Raw genomic sequence first — 16575 nt, forward strand, 5'->3', positions numbered from 1 at the left:
GCCGCCACAGTGCCTGTGAGGATCAACCCCCTGCAGTTTATGAAAGTGCCTGGTTCATGAGGCACGGAACAGTCTAGGAAACTAGGGTCTATTCAATAAGAAGATTACAGATGCAAAACTATCCATTCTTTTGGGGGTTCCGGCCATTATTGCCATTGGCACGGCAGCATATAAGGTTGCTGCACACTATTTATTCGCTAGCTAACAAAATGTATGTGTGATTACTAACCCACCCAAGAGGTGGGTTTTTGTTTGTCTATTTCCAACTTTCAAAGTAAAGCAGAAAGACCCGCAGTCGTGATTGTTTGAACAACCGTCTTTAGTGTTTCCGACGACATCTCACCAAGGGTGGATTTAGCTTTATCCTTCTGTTCGTCGCTCAAGTTAGACATCGCAATTAGATCCTCAAGGACAACTGCGGCTTCACGATGAAATTTTATGGTTTGAACATTTAAGATGGCTGATAAACCACCATCATGTTGAATGAAATCAATCCCTTTTGCTGTAATAAAGATGCCTTTCTGATCATGAAAAATTTTCATTGATTTCTTTGTGAGGCCACTCAAAATTAATCCGTGAGCTTCGAGATACAACAAATTGGCATAGTATTCATCAAGCTCAGAAAACATCTGGTAAATTTCACTCCAGTCTTCTGCTGGCAAAACTCTTGGATAGCTATTTAACAATGTTTCTAAGATCTTGTACTGCCTATTGCGGCCGAATTTTTCCACTTGCTCTGCCTCTAATGAACCACTCGTGTGGACTACCTCTTTTCTTCTGGGATTAGTGCCTTTAACTCAGCTAAACCAGATGCAATGTGCGATTGAGCTTTTTTTAACTTCATCAACGCCAGGCTTGCTTTGTCCGCGCCAGATATCGCAAAGGATGATGTGAATTCTGACCTAAGTGAATCAAGTTGCTCTGTCAGGTACTTATTTTTTTCTTTAAGCGAGTCGATAGCAGCAGCTGCGCGATCTAAATCGCTAATAAATGTAGGTAGATACTCAAGGTTATGACCAGTCGAATCCTCAAGGGCAACCGTCAATTCTAGCCGCATAGCAAGTTCCGCATTAAAGCTTCTATTTTGCTCTTTAGCTTCTCTTTCAAGCCGCTCTCTTAACTCTGCGCTCAAGCGCAATGGGTATGGCGTTACGCGTGACATATGGACTCCTTAAGACTCACACTAAGCAGTTTATTTCTATAGTGGCAGATTGACAAGGGAGTCCATATGATCCATTCTTTGTGAGAAGTCTGCACCAACCAGCCTAGCAAAAGGAGTCCAAATGAGTCACGTCACACAAAGAACAACCCCTTACCCGCTACGTATGCCAAGAGAGGTTAGAGAGTTTTACGAGTCCCAAGCGGCGGTGAATGCCAGATCTCTCAATGGAGAGTTGGTACGCTTGTTGACTGAGAGGATGAATAGAGTGAAGGGCAAAAAAGCGAGCGAGTGCCAAAAATGAGAACGTCCCAGCTACTTGCGATAGCCGGGACGTCAATTGTTAACCCAACTTGAGGAAGAATTAACATGAACATTGTAGCGAATACCGAACTTAATTTCCATGGCGTGATTCTGACCCCGGTAAGTGATGTCCCTGGCACATGGCTAACGGCTTCACAGATCGGTTATGCGCTTCAGTATGCCGACGACAAAGCTGTGCAACGCATTTACTCACGTCATTCTGATGAGTTTACCGACAAAATGACAAGGGTGGTCAATCTGACCACCCCTAGTGGAACGCAAGCAACCCGCGTTTTCTCACTGCGTGGGGCGCACCTTCTCGCAATGTTTGCACGCACACAGGTTGCGAAAGAATTTCGACGCTGGGTGCTGGATATTCTGGATCATGAAACAGCATGTAGTGGCGTCAGTAATGATTTGGATAAGATTTATAGCATGCGGTTCACAAGCCGTGAGCTTTGTAATGTTGCGTGGCTTTTTAAGGCGGCTCTGCATATGCGTGAAGAAATGGAGCGTTCATGCGAAGGCCTGAGAATGATTGGTTCACCATTCGGTACTTCGATGGGAATTATGCAAGTTGAATATAAGAATGTGATTGAAGATGTAAGGAGGGTTCTAGCTAGAGAGATTTCACTGATTCAGGGAGTGGAATTGACACATCCAAACTGGCTAAGGGTACTTCCATCAATCATGATTCACTGAATTTTGCCCCGGACATTGGGCAAATAAAAACCGCCAGTGTGGAGCTGGCGGCTTATGTCACTACTGATTGGAGATTTGAATGCAACAATCAACTGCTGTAAATGTAGCAAAGACTATGCATGTTGTCGATCCTGATATTCTGCCAGTAATGGAGTGGAAAGGGTTACGTGTAGTTACCACGGCCCTAATGGCCAAAGGGTATGGGACAGACGAAGTGAATATCAGGAATAATCTCTCCAGAAACCTTGAGCGATTTGAGGATGGAAAACATTACTTTCTGATAACTGGTTCAGAATTAAAGGAATTTAAGAACAGAGTAACTGAGAGTTACTCTGTTGGTAAGCAAGCAAAATCCGCCGTTCTCTGGACTGAGAAGGGTGCGGCTCGAATGTCCAAAATTATCGATACGGACGAGGCATGGTCTTTCTTCGAAAAACTGGAAGATTCATACTTCCGCACTCGTGAGTCTGTTGGTTTGCCATTGACTTATGAAGAGGCTCTTGAAGATTTGCTTATAAAGGTCAAGGAAACGCGCCTCGTTACTGAGCAGCGTGATCGGGCCATCAAGGAGCGTCGTTGGATTGGTGAAAAACGTGAAGCCACTGCGATGGCTACCGCTTCAGTGGCCGTGCGTGAGAAGAACAAGCTTGCTGAGCGGCTCGGGGAAGGGAAAAATTACGCTGCCATAATCCCGGTAGAGAAAAAGACCGGCGAGAAATTCAAATGGCAGCCGCTGCGTAAGTGGTGCCGCGAGAATGGCGCACTACCGCACGATGTGGAAGATCCACGTTTTGGCTCGGTGAAGTCATGGCCGCGTGATGCCTGGATGGCGGTATACGGTGTAGATCTCCGTAAGCTGTTCTAACTAACTACGAAACTTTCGTAGTAACCCAACCCGCTTAGCTGCGGGTTTTTTCGTTGCCACCGCCTCGCCCTCTGCTACTATGTAACGACTTGTTACTAATTGAAATAGGCGAGGGCATGATGATTTATAAAGTCAGTGGCAAGAAAATTAGCGAATATCAAAAATATTTAATCGAAAAATCTCGTCCACCAAGTAGAGGTGGGAACAGTAAAGCGCTTCATAGCCACGTAGTGATTATTGATGGCGTAAAATATAGTTTCTTGGCAAATGATTCTAGGCAGTGGATATTCAAGTCTGATACCGTTTCATTTGAATATAAAATTGAAAATGGTTTTAACAACATAGTTAGAGAGTCGATAACTACTCTCGATAACCAAGGTGTTCCCATTATTCGGGGGAATCGAGGGTATACAAAGAAAATGAGAACGGCTGATACAAGGTTGCCAGGGTCTCGACGTGAGTGCAAGGATTAGCATCTAGTCGATTTTACACGGATGGAGATAGCGACATGACTGAGGAAGAGTGGCTAGATGGCCTAAGACATCTTTCGAATGACCAGATAATTCAGGTTCACTTCGGGTTGCAGGAACAGATCAAGGCTCACTATAAGCTTCGTGCTGAAAACAAACATCTAAAGAAAGCTATAGCGCTGTGTGAGCAACAGATCGCCCTTGCTCCGCTGGCGATGAAAGCGCTAAAGGCTAAGCATGAGGAAAATTTGGAAGAGTACCGATCAGTTCTGGGAGACGTTGACCGCGAATTCTATTATCCGGCCCATCATGGCTATCGCCAGTACGCAGTTATACTGCGCCGCCAAAAAGACTTTGATAAGCTTGCGAAGATAGAAGCGAAGAGAAAGTTGGAAGGTTGGGCTGGTTGATATGGGGTATCTATGAAAAAGACTTTATTTTTACTTGCATTGTTTGTTTCTCCATTGGCCATGTCGGCAGAGTATAGAATTTCAATACCTACCGATTCCAAGGCTGTTTATACAGTGTTAGGTAAAGGGGAACGTGATGGTCTGAAAACCATTATTACTAAGCGAGAGGGTAGTTCCGGGGTGTCATACTCTGAGCGTGCTTACGATTGCGTTAATCGCACAGTAAAGTACCTGGGTGATGGCGAGACCCTAGAGCAAATGAAGTTATCCCGCGCTGACCCGAATATGAGCGATATAGTTCCCCAATCAATCGCTGATTATGTAGGTAATGAAGCCTGCAAGTAAAATATTAACCATTAGAAAATAAACCCCGTTCAACCGGGGTTTTTTTATGCCCGGAGATCAGTAAATGGCGGAGCAGGACGGTGGGAGCTTGGTTTACCAAGTTGATATTGAAACTGCAAAGATGGTCACAGGTAGCCGTCAAGCAGCTGTCGTGTTAGGGGAGATGGAAAAACAAACCAATCGTTCATCTAAAGCTGTTGATGGACTGACATCCTCTGCCGATAGTGCTGGTAGGTCTATGTCTGGGTTTAAATCAGTGTTGAGCGGTGTTGCAAGCGCAATATCAGTTGCTTTGATTATCGATTACGGCAAGGCTTTTTTGACAGTCGCCGATAATATTACGCAACTTCAGTCACGGATCCTCAGGCTATCAACTGATGCCGCAACAGCAATGTCTACGTTTGAAACGTTGACGGCCATAGCATCGACTACTGGCGCTAGCCTGAGGGATACGGCCAAGCTGTGGGAGGCGATGACCTCCGCGCTAAAAGGGACTGGAGCAACCAACACCCAAATACTTGCATTAACCGATACGCTTCAAAAAATAGGGCGAGTTGGCGGCTCTTCGACAGAAGAGATGGCAAATGCATTAAGACAATTCGGCCAGTCAATTTCTTCTGGCACTGTAAGAGCCGAAGAATTTAACTCAATCCTTGAACAAATGCCTGAACTTGCTAGGCAGATTGGCGCAGGTATGGGGTTATCAATGGGGCAGTTGCGGCAAGCAATGCTCGAGGGTAAGTTGAGCGCTCAGGATGCACTCAATGCAATAATGAAGCAGTCATCGGCTGTTAACGATGAATTCTCGAAGCTCCCAAGGACGATGGATCAGGCGAGCAACTCCCTTACGATTTCCCTTCAAAACCTAATTGGGAAAATGAACGAAGCTATGGGCGCTAGCGCAACCATGGTGAAGGTTATTGACTCCATCAGCGCAGCAATAGATAGGTTAAGTGGCAAAACAGAGACGGCATCACAGAAGATTGCAGATCTCACGTCAACTGGCGAAATGTATGCACGAAGAGCAAGAACGTGGTCATGGCTTGGCCTTGATGGCTGGTCAGAACAAAATCAGGCTTTAGCAGCTCTCAGCAACAAAGCAGCCACGCTAATCGGCGACATGAATTCGGTGGCAAACGCTTCAGAAAACGCAGCCAATGGTACGATTAATTTCAATAATTCTGCCACTGCAAACCCTAAGCAAGATGCATTGGTGAAACGTTCTCAGCGGCGCATAGAGCTATCGAAACTTGAAGGGGAAGCAAGGGCCAGACTACAGGCAGTATATGACGCTGAAGATGCTGGCATATCTAAGAACGATCCACGGATTAAGACTCTCCAAGATCAGTATGCAGAAATAGAGCGGAACACTAAAGCTCAGAAAGAAAACAATGCTGAAGGTAAGAAATCTGCCAGCCAAGCGGAAAGCGCTGCTCAAAAGGTAGAAAATCTGAGGCAACAATCAGAACTTGCGGCAGATTCAACAAGTGAGTGGAGCCGCGCACAAGCGATTCTCAATGCTCAACTGTCTCTTGGTGAGGGGGCGACACAGTCACAGATTGCCGAGGCTGGTGCTTACGCAGCTAAGAAGTGGGACGCTGCCAATGCTATCAAGGCGCAGGCCGCCGCCGAGAAACTACTGCCGGAGTCGCGAGAAAACGCCAGCTATACGCAGGATGTGAAGGATTTAAATACCGCTCTTGCCGCGAAGAAAATCAGCCAGGAACAGTACAATGCCACGTCTGAGCAACTTGAGCAGCAGCATCAGGTTGCCTTGGCTCAAATCCGTGCCGGACAAGCTGTGACACCACAGCAGGAGGCAGCAGGTTCAGTTGACCCAGTACAGGCGCTGGCAAATGAGAATGCCAAGAAATTAGCACTTATCCAGCAGTTTGAGACTGCCGGAACGTTGTCGCATGATCAGGCTATAGCTTTGCGTGCGGCAGCTGATCGGCAGTATGAGACTGACCGTGTTAATGCTCAATGGGCGCTGTTCACTCAGCAGAGTATTGGCTATGAGGCTCTCGGAGCTGCTGTTGACTCGTTTGGACAAGGTGCTAGTTCGGCGCTATCCGGCATCATCACGGGGACGCAATCAGCCTCTGATGCCATGAGGGGGCTTGCTGATACCGTTCTGAGTAGTGTCATTCAGACATTCGTAGAAATGGGTTTGCAGCAGGCTAAATCAGCAATTATGGGCGCATCTGTTCAGCAATCTGCTATAGCCGCAACAACAGCAACTCAAGTAGGAGCCTTAGGAACCACTACGGCAGCAAGTGTCACATCAGCTGGCACTACAATGGCAGCATGGTTACCGGCTGCGCTGGTGGCTTCGGTTGGCTCATTTGGTGCGGCGGCAATCATCGGTGGTGCTGCTTTGGTGGGGGCCTTTGCTCTGTCCAAGACGTTATCTGGTAAGCGCAAGAATGGCGGGCCAGTGTCTGCTGGCAGCATGTATCAGGTAGGTGAAGGTGGCATGCCTGAAATCTACCAGGCATCGAACGGCAGCCAGTACATGATCCCCGGCGATAACGGGAAGGTGATCAGCAACAAGGACATGCAGGGTGGCTCGCCAAATATAACTCTCATTGTGCAGAACATGTCTTCTGGTGCTGGCGTGCAAGATTACCAGGTAAGCCAGGGATTTGACGGTGGCAGTGTCATACAGCTTGCTATAGCAGATATACAGGCAGGGGGGCCATTGAGCGGTGCTATTTCCAAATACCATCAGGCACCTCGTCGTGCTACTGAATAATTAGAAGTCTATATGACTCATAGCATTATAACTGATAGCATTTAAGCCCCTACAACCTGAAAGGAATTTTCATGGAACTCACTGACAAAAATGAACAACCACAAGAAGTCATCTCAAGGAAGCTTAAAGACGCTTTTCTTGATGATTATGCAGCTTGGGCGAACAAAGGAATAACCCAAGGAATAACAATATCAGTTAATGGTGTAATTTACACGGGAACGATTATTGGAAGCTCTGCTTGGTGTGACAAGATGATCAGCGCAATTTCTTCGTCAGGCAATACTGATGAAGCAAAAGAAGCAATGACATCTTATTACAATAGTATGAAGGAAGATTTTTTTTCTGATGTAGAAAAAGCAAACTTAAACATTAACTTTATTCACATGGATAATGTGAGGATTGTCTCTGGTAACAATATCGGCACTTTATCTTCTCTGTGGCGATTCAAAATAGATGAAATAGACGGATTTAGCTTAGGCTCCTGGTCTCAAAGCTGATTTATATATCAACCTATTTACATAACCCGCTACGGCGGGTTTTTTATTACCGGGAGAAAACCGTGGCAATACCTTATCCCGACTGGCTATCACTTCCTCAGAAGACCAACAAGAGCCGCACGATTGATACAGGGTTTCGCACCGATCAACCTGCAGTAGGCGCTCCCATCTTCCAGCGGCTCACCGATGACCTTAAAACCACATGGTCACTGAACTGGATTTTCACGCTGCAGGAAGACCGAGCATTTGAGCAGTGGTATCGCAGCCCGCGCTATCTTGATAACGGAAATCAGTGGTTCACCATGCTGTGCAATCTGGGGGGATCAGGTCTGCAGATTCAGGAGCTGCATTTTGTGGCCCCGCCGGTACAGACAAGCATCAACGGCAATACGACGACCTGGACAGGGAGCGTTATCACGCGGAAGGTTTACAACCCGGATGATGAATTCTCAGACGTCATTGTTGAGCTGCCGCCGAACCAGTGGGGGATCATTGATGAGGTGGTTAACCGAGATTTACCGGAGTTTTAAATGCCAACGTTACGCGAATTTCAGTCTCAGCGGCCCAACCGCATTCTCTACGACACCATGACGTTTTATCACTCGACCTTCGGCTATATCCGCCTGGTGAATCGCCAGATATACCCAAAGACGTTTGCGGGGCAGGTTTACACCCCATGCCGAATGGAGGTATCAGAGAGCCAGCAGAGCAACACGCCGGTAATCAACGCCACAGTGAAGTTTGGCCGCCTGGCGCAGGACTTTAAGCAGCAGTTGAAACTGTGGCGCACCTTTTCGCGGATAACGCCGATATCGGCTACCTATCAGCGATTTGATGCCGCTGACATGAACACGCCGCTTAAACCATGGACGCTCTATGTTAAAGACGTGTCGATGGACGAGAGCGACGTTACATGCTCGCTGACTCTTCAGAACCCGCTGAACAACAACATCGCCTTCCTCTACAACACAACCGACTTCCCAGGACTAGCCAATGCATAAATCTGCCTTTGTGGCCGCAATGGAAGGTAAGCCGTGGCGCGATCGGGCGTGTTCATTTGAGGCGGCTGATTGTTGGGGACTCGTCGTTTTGTATTACCGGCATGTGCTCGGTATTGAGATTCACCAAACACCGGACTACGAAGCCGGTAGCGACTTCCTGACGTGTTTTGAGGGTGATGTTGTGTTCTGGCAACAGGCCGAAAAGTCCGCCGATGGTCGCATATTTATCGCGTATTACGGCGATGAGCCAAAGCATGTTGGTTTGGTGGTGAATGGCCAAGCATTCCATAGCCGTGGCGAGTCTGGGCAGGTGCGTTTCGACAAGCTTCGGACGTTAGAAAAAGTGTTCACCAAAGTGGAGTTTTACGACTATGCCGTTGATCGAAGTTCAGCGCGTGCCGGGGATACCGAAAGAGCGATATAACCTCGCTGCAGGCAGCATGTTTTACCCCTGGCTGAAAACGGCCAACCTGCATTGTGATGTTGAGATACTGAGGAACGGAGTAAAGCTTAAACCTGATGATGAACTTAACTTTCCGCTGAACCAGGGCGATATCATCAGCGTGCTTGACCAGCCAAAGAGTGGCGCACTCGGCACAATCTTGAACCCGCTTGAACACTTCAACCCGATAAAGTTTACCCAGAAAATCCTTTCGTCACTCATCAAGCAACCCAGCGCTAACGCGGCCACAAACAACTCCAAGACTTCTCCGAATAACAGCCTGAAAGGGCAAACGAATATCGCCCGTAACGGTGAGGCAAAACCTGATAACTACGGTCAGGTGAGGGCGTTTCCAGACCTGATTCAGGAGTCTCTATTCGAGTACACCAATAACATCAAAAAGGTGACAGAGTGGATGAACTTTGGTCTGGGCAAGTATGACGTGACCTCTGTCCGCTACTCAGAGTCGAATCTTGGTGCTCTAGCGGGTGCCTCATACCAGATCTTCCAGCCAGGCCAAAACATACCGGTCATCAATGAAGGTTTTGCGTTCGATGATATCGACGGTCAGGAATTGCCAGGGCCAAACGAGAGCGAAGACTTTCCCGCTGAAACAGCTACGACAACCACAGATATGGTTTCAGGTGAATTCGTTGCCGGTCAGGCTCAGGTGAAGATTAAGCAAAATAGTGACTTCGACTACTTCTATGATCTGCCGAAACCGCACTCAGTGTCATTCGTGGTTAACGTCACCTACAACACGGTATCTGGCCCAGTAACGCGGGATATCACCGTGTTTGCTGACCTAACCAATGCTACGACTACTGATGATGGTGCTCCGGTAGATCCACAACATTTTTATGAGTTTACTTTTTCAAACCTGGGCGGCAATGACATTGGGCAGATACCAGGTGATGCGGTTATCAACACGACGATATTCACGCTGAATGATAACGAGCCTCTGGTGATCGGCCCGTCTTTCTCTCCAGTGGCCGGGGAGCAGCTCTGGATACACCTTCAGGCTCAGTTGGGACATGGTGATTATGCCAGGACAACAGTGACGTGGTGGAAAGTTGATGATGACAATAACCAAATACCCGGCACATCTGAACTACTCAACATTGGTCTGAACAACGATGATGAGAATTCAGACACCAAATACGGAACATTCAAGATAACTCCGGCCGCTGGATATGGGCGTTATGCATTGCAATTTGTCAGAACGAATAACAGCAATGATCACTCCGTCCTTAAAGTTGAAGCTGTTCATATTGTCAGAACGCGAAACAACGTCACTTACCAAAATGACACGCTGGTTACGGTCACTGTAACAGCGACGGAAAGAGCAACAAGTTCACGCGACCGGAAATACAACGCGCTCATCACCCGTCACGTTATCAGTTATGACCTTGCAACCCAGACTGTCGATTACACCGAAAAGCCGTCACGCTCGTTTGCAGATGCAGTGTTGCACACTTGGTTAAAAATGGGTGGGCAGGCTGAATCCAGCATCGACATTTACGAGTTGTATTCGATAGCCGCATCCCTACCTGATCCGCGGTTAGGCTACTTCGATTACACGTTTGACGATGAAGATATATCTCTTGGGGCAAGGGTGCAGACCATTTGTGACGCTGCCACGGTCACTGCGTTCTGGGATGACGGGGTGTTGTCGTTTACGCGTGACGAGCGCAAACCTAACGCGGTGACGGTGTTCAACCGTGCTAACACCAAGACGGAGGATTACAGCCTCTCATACGACATGACACTCCCTGGTGGATTTGACGGTGTGCAGGTCACTTACAAGAACCCAACAACAAACAAACAGGCATTCATTCGCTATCGGATCACCGGCTCAACCATTGAAGAGGGAGAGCCAGTCAAGGCGAAGAAACTCGACATGCTGTATGTCAGGAACGCTTATCAGGCGCGTGATAGGGCGCTGAAAGAGCTTAGGCGGTTGCTTTACTCCCGACAAACGATGTCGATAAGGGCCTTGTCTGATGGGCAATGGGTAAACGTAGGGCAGATGGTCCAGGTACCTGACATCTACGATGCCAATCAGCAGGATGGGTATATCGTTGCTAGGAATGGTAACGATTTTGACACAAGCGAACGCATTGAATGGCAGGGAGACATGTTTGTCATCGTCACTGATGTAAATGGAACCCCTACCGCGAGAATTCAGGCATTTCCTCGTAACGATACGATATTTGGATTTTCCGCAGCAGTACCAGCAATAACCCTCAACATCTTTGACGGCTACAACGTCCAGTCCCCATCTCGTTACGTCATTGCTACGCAATTGGAGATGGATGCGACCAAGTGGACGATCACAGAAAAGAAACCCAATGGCGACGGGACAACCTCGTTAACCATGTCTGAATACAACGACGAAATGTACAATTACGAGGTAACTGAATAAATGGCTACCACACCAACGCAAAAACCAATTCCAAGCGAAGATATTAGAGATCTAAAGTTCAATGCCGGTAAAGTTGATGAATTTGTAAGCTCTGATAATGACAAATATGTTGATAGGCTTGGGGTTGAGCGTTACACCTCTAAAGGAATATCAAATTCAGCATCTCTTTTAGGTAAACCATATGCAACGCTGGAACTAGCTCAGGCAGATGTTGATAATGGCACCATTCCTAATAACGCAATAGTTTCCGCTATTACCGCAGACGGAAGTAAAGCGGTGGTTTTATATAAAAACAATAATGGAACTCTCACACCTACAGGTCGCTCAATCGTTGATGCAAGCGTAATTGAAAGAATTTCAAGTATGCTTCAGACATTTCAAACAAATGAATATGGTGCATTGCTGCAAGACGGTATCGGCAACGTATTGTTTGAGTTCTTGCTGAATGGTGGCATGGGTTCGAGTGCATTTAATATCTCAAAAGAAGGCTTCTCTTGTGGCGGGTATTCTGTCATGACTAACACCAGCGGTAACATTATTGTTTATGACGGCATAGGTAACGTGCTGATCGACACATCCATTAATAACAGCAAGCCTGACTACTCTCTTGATGTGATGGATATGCAGAATAAGCTGTATGCGCAGTCGCTTAAGAAGCCAATCAGCAGCTCTATCGCCGCACCTGTTTATCAATGGAATATTTATCTGGGGTATGGTCAAAGCTTCATGAGTGGGTGGCAGGCATGGCGGGATCTGACCAGGGAGGCAATTGAGCCAGGTAATGTTTTAATGCTTGGTGATTCTGTACGCGGAAACTCAATAGAGGGCACGTACAATCCCCTTGGCTCGGCGGTGCTAAAAGACTTGGTTTCAGTAACTCAAACGACGGGAAGCCCGTCTATAGCGATGAACGACACTGATATTGATGCGTTGCCTAGGCCTTCAGACAATCCAGGGGAGGAAATCACGGTTGCCGCTGTAAACTTCCAGCGAGTTCTGCAACGTAAGTATCGTGGATTTTTGGTCGATCCTGAGCGAAAAATTATTGTTATCAACGCCGCCGTGCCAGGCCGAACTATAAAGCAATTATCTAAAGGCAATGCCAGCGGTCACTTTGCAAACCGCGTAGTTCGTGCTTTGCAGCTTATCAAGGATAACCTGCCTGCTGGCGAGTCCGCAGCACTTGTTGCGCTAATGTATAGCGGCAATGAGTACGATTATGATGCCAATAAGACAGAATCTACGCCGGACAAAAATGCATGGAAAGCGCTAGCACTACAACTATTCCAGGATATTGAGGATACCGGTAAGACGATATTTGGTCGTGGTGATAAACTAGCGGTGTTCACTGAGCAAACTGGAGGCTGGTGGACTTTCGATATCACCAATCAATCCATAGGTCAGGCCCACATCGAACTTGACGAAGAACACGAAAATATCACTTTGTGCAAGCCTTCGTATTTTGAGACTGATAAAGCATCACACCGTGACAATAATGGCATACGCTGGGCGTCTATGTTTTTCGGAAAAGCTATGCACATGGTACTAGATCGTCGCCAAGCATTCTTTTCAAATAAAATTATTTGGGCTAAATGTTATGGTACTACTTGCCTGTTTGGCTACCGTGTTTGGGAGCCACCATTACAGTTTAAGCCAACGTATTACTTAACTAATGAGGCTGCTGGTGGTGTTATTTTTACCAACAAAGGTTTCTTAGCAAAAGACGATGCTGGGGATTTGACTATTTACAATGTAAAGATCGCTGCTGATACGATCGTTAGCGCCGAACTTAATCGCGTGCCTGTAGGGCAACTGAAAATAACCTATGCTCCAAAGGCCACTTACGATGGCCAAGGTAATGTCTGCGATTCTGATGATTATGAATCCCTGTATTCATACAAATATACTGAGACAAAATACCCAGAAGCAAACATTCCAGCCTTGGTAGATAAGCCATACCCACAGAATAACTTTGCTTTAGCGCAAATCATTTACCCGGAGATTATTTCATGACCACAGGAATTTCAGTTCGCGTACCAGAGGCAGACTGGGGATCAACTCGCGCATGGTTCAAGCCGCCACTTGATGAGACTCTGGGGGGGTGGGGCTATATCAATCTTTTCGGTAATACGGAAAAGCTTGAGCAGAACCTATCGCGAAACATGCCTAGCGGCATCGTTACTGGCGCTCCAGTCCGCAATGCCAACAGCGCGCTTTTCCGCTTTAAGCAAAACTTCATTGATACTCAGGTGGCGCAGGTGTATGCAATGACGTTTTTCGCTATTGCTAAAACGTCGCGGACTCTTGCAAACCAGAAGATCGGGAATGAATTCATCATCTCCAATAACCTGAGCAATGGCCCTGACGGCGGCACTAACGGCACTTCGCTGTATTTTGCAGACCATGGCGACGAAGGTAAAATGAACGTTACATTTGCGGTGACGCAAACAGAATCGCCACCGGGTACGCCAGCAACGGGCCGGACCACGCAGTTATCAATCAGCATCCCGATTACTGACAAGCCGATCGTTATCATCGGCAGTTATTCGGCTGCTGAGAATGTCATTCGCATTGTCGTAAACGGCCAGGCAACCCAGGCGACGCTACCTGTCAACTCAGCAACATCAATACAGCGCGGGGCGCCACCGCGAGTAGGATCAATTGGGCAAAACACTGGCACACCTGGCACGCGTGATATTGAAGTGTTTGCAGCAGCGCTGCTCACAAGGAAAATTTCGGCAGCGGAAGAAACTACGCTCACCGAGTGGGGTTATCACTATCTTGATGTGAAAGCTGTGCCGCGCTGAAGACTGTGCCGGGATGGACCCCGGCTATTTAACTTTGGGATTTTGATGCTGCCCATTGTGTCACTCCGGGGATGGTCATGGAGTAATGGCCGCTGGGTAGGGATTTCTGGTAAGGCTCCCAGTTTTTTTGTCGGTGGTGGGCCTCATGCGATTTTTCAGTATATCTGACATATGTTAGTCTGTTTAAAAATCACTGCGTGTGTAGGTTGTATTTTGACCAGAATTTATCTTAGTACACCTGTTAGTACATATTTTCCGTTCGCACTTGATTTTCTTATCCTAACTTCATGGAATAAAAGAAAATAGACATAAAGCAATTGATCTACCTGTGTAATCTCGAACGCGAGCGCCACTTCGGCCGTGCGGCAGAGGCCAGCTTTGTCAGTCAGCCGACATTGTCTATGCGGCTTAAAAATTTGGAAAAAGAGCTGGGCGTATCCTTAATCAACCGCGGTAACAACTTTGAAGGTTTTACTGCCGAAGGCGAGCGGGTGCTGTCGTGGGCGCGCGAGATCGTGTCGGTTTATCAGGGGCTGAAGCTGGAGGTCGAGTCGCTTAAACACGGGCTTAACGGCACGTTGCGCATCGGTGTGGTACCGCAATGCAGCATCTCGCTGGCGCAAATGTTAAAGGACGTCAGTGAGCGTTACCCTCAGCTGGATTATCGGGTAGCGGTGCTGAGTGCCGATCAGTTGCTGGAGGCGTTGACGGCACATACCGTAGATGTCGGCATCGGTTTCTTCGAGCTTTCCACGCTGCAAGAGCTGCACTTTCAGTCCCAGCCATTGGCGGACGCCGGGGTCGAGCTGGTTTTCCACCCGCAGCATTTTCCTGAGTTGGTAGGAGATACCCCCCTGACGCTGGAGGATGTAGCCACGCTGCCGCTGTGCCTGGCTGAGCCTACGCGTTACTTCCGGCGTTATCTTGATCAAAACTTCCGTGAAGCTGGACTGACGCTGCACGTTCGAATGGAAACCACCTCAATATTCCAACTGTTGCAGGGCATTTTCGTCGGTCTGGGCTGTGGGCTTTTCCCGCATGGCAACCTGTTACCGGCAATGATGCCGGAGTTGCAACACCGACCGATAGCGATTGCGGCGATGTCACGTCATGCTGCGGTCGTGGTCGCCGAGCCGGGACGCGCATCGCCGTTGGCGCAGCATTTCTTTGATGCCGCACGAGGTTGGTTGCTGCGCTAGCGATTACGCCAGGTTTTCACTGAGATGTTGGGTGTCGCCGAGCGTTTGACGCAGGCGGTTCTCCCAGGCATACAGCGCGCCGGTGAGGATCACGTCCAGCGCCTGCGCCTGATTCAACCCACTGTTAAACAGCGGCTGCACGCTGCGCGGCGTGAACTTTTCAGGCGTGCGGGTCAGGTCGGTTGCTACGCGGATCACAGCCTGGTTAACCGGGTCATTGGTACTCTCCAGCCCCTGTTCAATGCTATTGAACAGGGCGCCGACCAGTTCTTCCTGTTGAATATCCTGTGCGACGGTCGCTGCGCAGTAGCGGCTGCCGTTAATACGGGAAACTGCCAGCGTCGCCAGCGCTTTCAGCCGCGCCGACAGGCCATAACCGTCGGCATTGATACTGTTGAACACGCCATTGCGTTCACGCAGCGCGGGCGCATCGTGGGCCAGCAACAGATAATAGGATTCGCTGCGAGCGTCGGGATGGCTTTGATCAAGCACGTCGAGCTGTTCGGCACGGGCCTCTTCCGGCACCACCACGGGAAGACGCGCTTGCCATGCCAGTTCTTCCTCGGTGAACACAATGCCTTCGGCGTCAGCGATGTTCGGGAAACCGGGCACCACTCCCGTTGGCCGCCCGGCCAAGGCAGCCACGCCGGCGACCACGCGTGCCTGGTAGCTAACAAAACCGATAATCTGCGAAAAGGTCACGATATCCGCCGGGCTTAACCCGACGTCGCTCAGCTGCTGCAACGCCTTGCTGCAAATCAACGTCGGTTGACTGGCGAGCTGGCGGGCATACTGAGTGATTTGGGCCAGGCGGATATTACTTTCACGTGAGGCGTCGGGGCTGTACAGGGGGGCGAGGCGGGCGGCGTAGTGGCTACAAAGAGACTGAACGCCGGTCACCTGTGCCACGGTTAATGCGGTGCTGAGGCGATCATAAGGTGACAATGTCACTTTTCGTGACAATTCGACCCGATCGGGAAACAGCACGTGATATCCGGCCAGGGAGGCGTTAAATACCCCGGCGCGTGCGGTCAGCGCGGTGTTCAGCGCTTCGTCGGCAAAAGCGCCCAGCCCCAGCAAAAATCGATCGCGGATGCCGGCCGCCTGCGGCTCCAACGGCTGCTCACCGCGCACGCTGCTTTGGGTTTCGTGATACCACTGGGCATTATGTTGTCGACGTAGTAGTTCCATAGGG

18 protein-coding genes are annotated in these 16575 nt (G+C 48.6%); 15 read left to right on the top strand and 3 right to left on the bottom strand.

The genetic code is table 11. The annotated features are described in order from the left end of the window. Positions 1 to 269: 269 nt before the first annotated feature. Entirely contained in the window at positions 270 to 731 is a 462-nt protein-coding gene (locus M2407_RS16245) for a hypothetical protein (protein ID WP_259218611.1), read from the bottom strand. A gap of 32 nt (positions 732 to 763) precedes the next feature. Then, positions 764 to 1162: an Arc family DNA-binding protein gene (locus M2407_RS16250; RefSeq protein ID WP_259218612.1), complete on the bottom strand. Its 399-nt coding sequence runs from the start codon at positions 1160 to 1162 to the stop codon at positions 764 to 766. A 163-nt stretch (positions 1163 to 1325) separates the two neighbouring features. Between M2407_RS16250 and M2407_RS16255 the strand changes: the two genes are divergently transcribed. The 15 genes from M2407_RS16255 to M2407_RS16325 all read left to right on the top strand — a co-directional run bounded on the left by M2407_RS16255 (position 1326) and on the right by M2407_RS16325 (position 15380). Next, the gene (locus M2407_RS16255; protein WP_259218813.1) at positions 1326 to 1463 is read left to right on the top strand and encodes an Arc family DNA-binding protein; all 138 of its coding nucleotides are present in this window, start codon (positions 1326 to 1328) and stop codon (positions 1461 to 1463) included. 65 nt (positions 1464 to 1528) lie between these two features. Next, positions 1529 to 2164 (top strand): P22AR C-terminal domain-containing protein, encoded by a 636-nt coding sequence (locus tag M2407_RS16260; protein WP_259218613.1) that lies wholly within the window; start codon positions 1529 to 1531, stop codon positions 2162 to 2164. A 79-nt stretch (positions 2165 to 2243) separates the two neighbouring features. After that, positions 2244 to 3029, top strand: coding sequence for an ORF6N domain-containing protein (locus M2407_RS16265; protein ID WP_259218614.1), 786 nt, complete (start codon positions 2244 to 2246; stop codon positions 3027 to 3029). 116 nt (positions 3030 to 3145) lie between these two features. Beyond that, positions 3146 to 3502: a hypothetical protein gene (locus M2407_RS16270; protein WP_259218616.1), complete on the top strand. Its 357-nt coding sequence runs from the start codon at positions 3146 to 3148 to the stop codon at positions 3500 to 3502. Positions 3503 to 3537: 35 nt separating this feature from the next. Further along, complete coding sequence (locus M2407_RS16275; protein WP_259218618.1) at positions 3538 to 3909, top strand: hypothetical protein; 372 nt, start codon at positions 3538 to 3540, stop codon at positions 3907 to 3909. Positions 3910 to 3921: 12 nt separating this feature from the next. Then, positions 3922 to 4254: a hypothetical protein gene (locus M2407_RS16280; RefSeq protein WP_116690602.1), complete on the top strand. Its 333-nt coding sequence runs from the start codon at positions 3922 to 3924 to the stop codon at positions 4252 to 4254. Positions 4255 to 4342: 88 nt separating this feature from the next. After that, a complete protein-coding gene (locus M2407_RS16285; RefSeq protein ID WP_259218620.1) occupies positions 4343 to 7009 on the top strand; it encodes a tape measure protein in 2667 nt (888 codons plus the stop codon). A 71-nt stretch (positions 7010 to 7080) separates the two neighbouring features. After that, the gene (locus M2407_RS16290; RefSeq protein ID WP_259218622.1) at positions 7081 to 7506 is read left to right on the top strand and encodes a hypothetical protein; all 426 of its coding nucleotides are present in this window, start codon (positions 7081 to 7083) and stop codon (positions 7504 to 7506) included. A 62-nt stretch (positions 7507 to 7568) separates the two neighbouring features. Beyond that, positions 7569 to 8036: a hypothetical protein gene (locus tag M2407_RS16295; RefSeq protein ID WP_259218623.1), complete on the top strand. Its 468-nt coding sequence runs from the start codon at positions 7569 to 7571 to the stop codon at positions 8034 to 8036. Continuing rightward, positions 8037 to 8507 carry a DUF1833 domain-containing protein gene (locus tag M2407_RS16300; RefSeq protein WP_259218624.1) on the top strand — a complete coding sequence of 157 codons (471 nt, stop codon included), beginning with the start codon at positions 8037 to 8039 and terminating at the stop codon, positions 8505 to 8507. Then, positions 8500 to 8931, top strand: coding sequence for an NlpC/P60 family protein (locus tag M2407_RS16305; RefSeq protein ID WP_259218625.1), 432 nt, complete (start codon positions 8500 to 8502; stop codon positions 8929 to 8931). The genes M2407_RS16300 and M2407_RS16305 overlap by 8 nt, the downstream gene beginning before the upstream one ends. Beyond that, complete coding sequence (locus M2407_RS16310) at positions 8879 to 11374, top strand: host specificity factor TipJ family phage tail protein (protein ID WP_259218626.1); 2496 nt, start codon at positions 8879 to 8881, stop codon at positions 11372 to 11374. Before M2407_RS16305 ends, M2407_RS16310 begins: the two co-directional genes overlap by 53 nt. Beyond that, entirely contained in the window at positions 11375 to 13387 is a 2013-nt protein-coding gene (locus M2407_RS16315) for a hypothetical protein (protein ID WP_259218627.1), read from the top strand. After that, on the top strand, positions 13384 to 14181 hold the full coding sequence (locus M2407_RS16320; RefSeq protein ID WP_259218628.1) for a hypothetical protein: 798 nt from the start codon (positions 13384 to 13386) through the stop codon (positions 14179 to 14181). The genes M2407_RS16315 and M2407_RS16320 overlap by 4 nt, the downstream gene beginning before the upstream one ends. A gap of 302 nt (positions 14182 to 14483) precedes the next feature. Then, on the top strand, positions 14484 to 15380 hold the full coding sequence (locus M2407_RS16325) for a LysR family transcriptional regulator (RefSeq protein WP_020827110.1): 897 nt from the start codon (positions 14484 to 14486) through the stop codon (positions 15378 to 15380). A 3-nt stretch (positions 15381 to 15383) separates the two neighbouring features. Here M2407_RS16325 and M2407_RS16330 read toward each other — a convergent pair whose 3' ends face one another. Beyond that, positions 15384 to 16571, bottom strand: a complete 1188-nt coding sequence (locus M2407_RS16330) for a peroxidase-related enzyme (RefSeq protein WP_198639882.1) — start codon at positions 16569 to 16571, stop codon at positions 15384 to 15386. Between the last annotated feature and the right edge of the window lie 4 nt (positions 16572 to 16575).

Source organism: Serratia sp. BIGb0234 (genome assembly GCF_024809915.1).
GTDB lineage: Bacteria > Pseudomonadota > Gammaproteobacteria > Enterobacterales > Enterobacteriaceae > Serratia > Serratia liquefaciens.

Coding starts and splice junctions, on each gene's coding strand:
- M2407_RS16250 (WP_259218612.1), bottom strand. CDS start 1,162: ATGTCACGCGTAACGCCATACCCATTGCGCTTGAGCGCAGAGTTAAGA.
- M2407_RS16255 (WP_259218813.1), top strand. CDS start 1,326: ATGCCAAGAGAGGTTAGAGAGTTTTACGAGTCCCAAGCGGCGGTGAAT.
- M2407_RS16260 (WP_259218613.1), top strand. CDS start 1,529: ATGAACATTGTAGCGAATACCGAACTTAATTTCCATGGCGTGATTCTG.
- M2407_RS16265 (WP_259218614.1), top strand. CDS start 2,244: ATGCAACAATCAACTGCTGTAAATGTAGCAAAGACTATGCATGTTGTC.
- M2407_RS16270 (WP_259218616.1), top strand. CDS start 3,146: ATGATGATTTATAAAGTCAGTGGCAAGAAAATTAGCGAATATCAAAAA.
- M2407_RS16275 (WP_259218618.1), top strand. CDS start 3,538: ATGACTGAGGAAGAGTGGCTAGATGGCCTAAGACATCTTTCGAATGAC.
- M2407_RS16280 (WP_116690602.1), top strand. CDS start 3,922: ATGAAAAAGACTTTATTTTTACTTGCATTGTTTGTTTCTCCATTGGCC.
- M2407_RS16290 (WP_259218622.1), top strand. CDS start 7,081: ATGGAACTCACTGACAAAAATGAACAACCACAAGAAGTCATCTCAAGG.
- M2407_RS16300 (WP_259218624.1), top strand. CDS start 8,037: ATGCCAACGTTACGCGAATTTCAGTCTCAGCGGCCCAACCGCATTCTC.
- M2407_RS16305 (WP_259218625.1), top strand. CDS start 8,500: ATGCATAAATCTGCCTTTGTGGCCGCAATGGAAGGTAAGCCGTGGCGC.
- M2407_RS16310 (WP_259218626.1), top strand. CDS start 8,879: ATGCCGTTGATCGAAGTTCAGCGCGTGCCGGGGATACCGAAAGAGCGA.
- M2407_RS16315 (WP_259218627.1), top strand. CDS start 11,375: ATGGCTACCACACCAACGCAAAAACCAATTCCAAGCGAAGATATTAGA.
- M2407_RS16320 (WP_259218628.1), top strand. CDS start 13,384: ATGACCACAGGAATTTCAGTTCGCGTACCAGAGGCAGACTGGGGATCA.
- M2407_RS16330 (WP_198639882.1), bottom strand. CDS start 16,571: ATGGAACTACTACGTCGACAACATAATGCCCAGTGGTATCACGAAACC.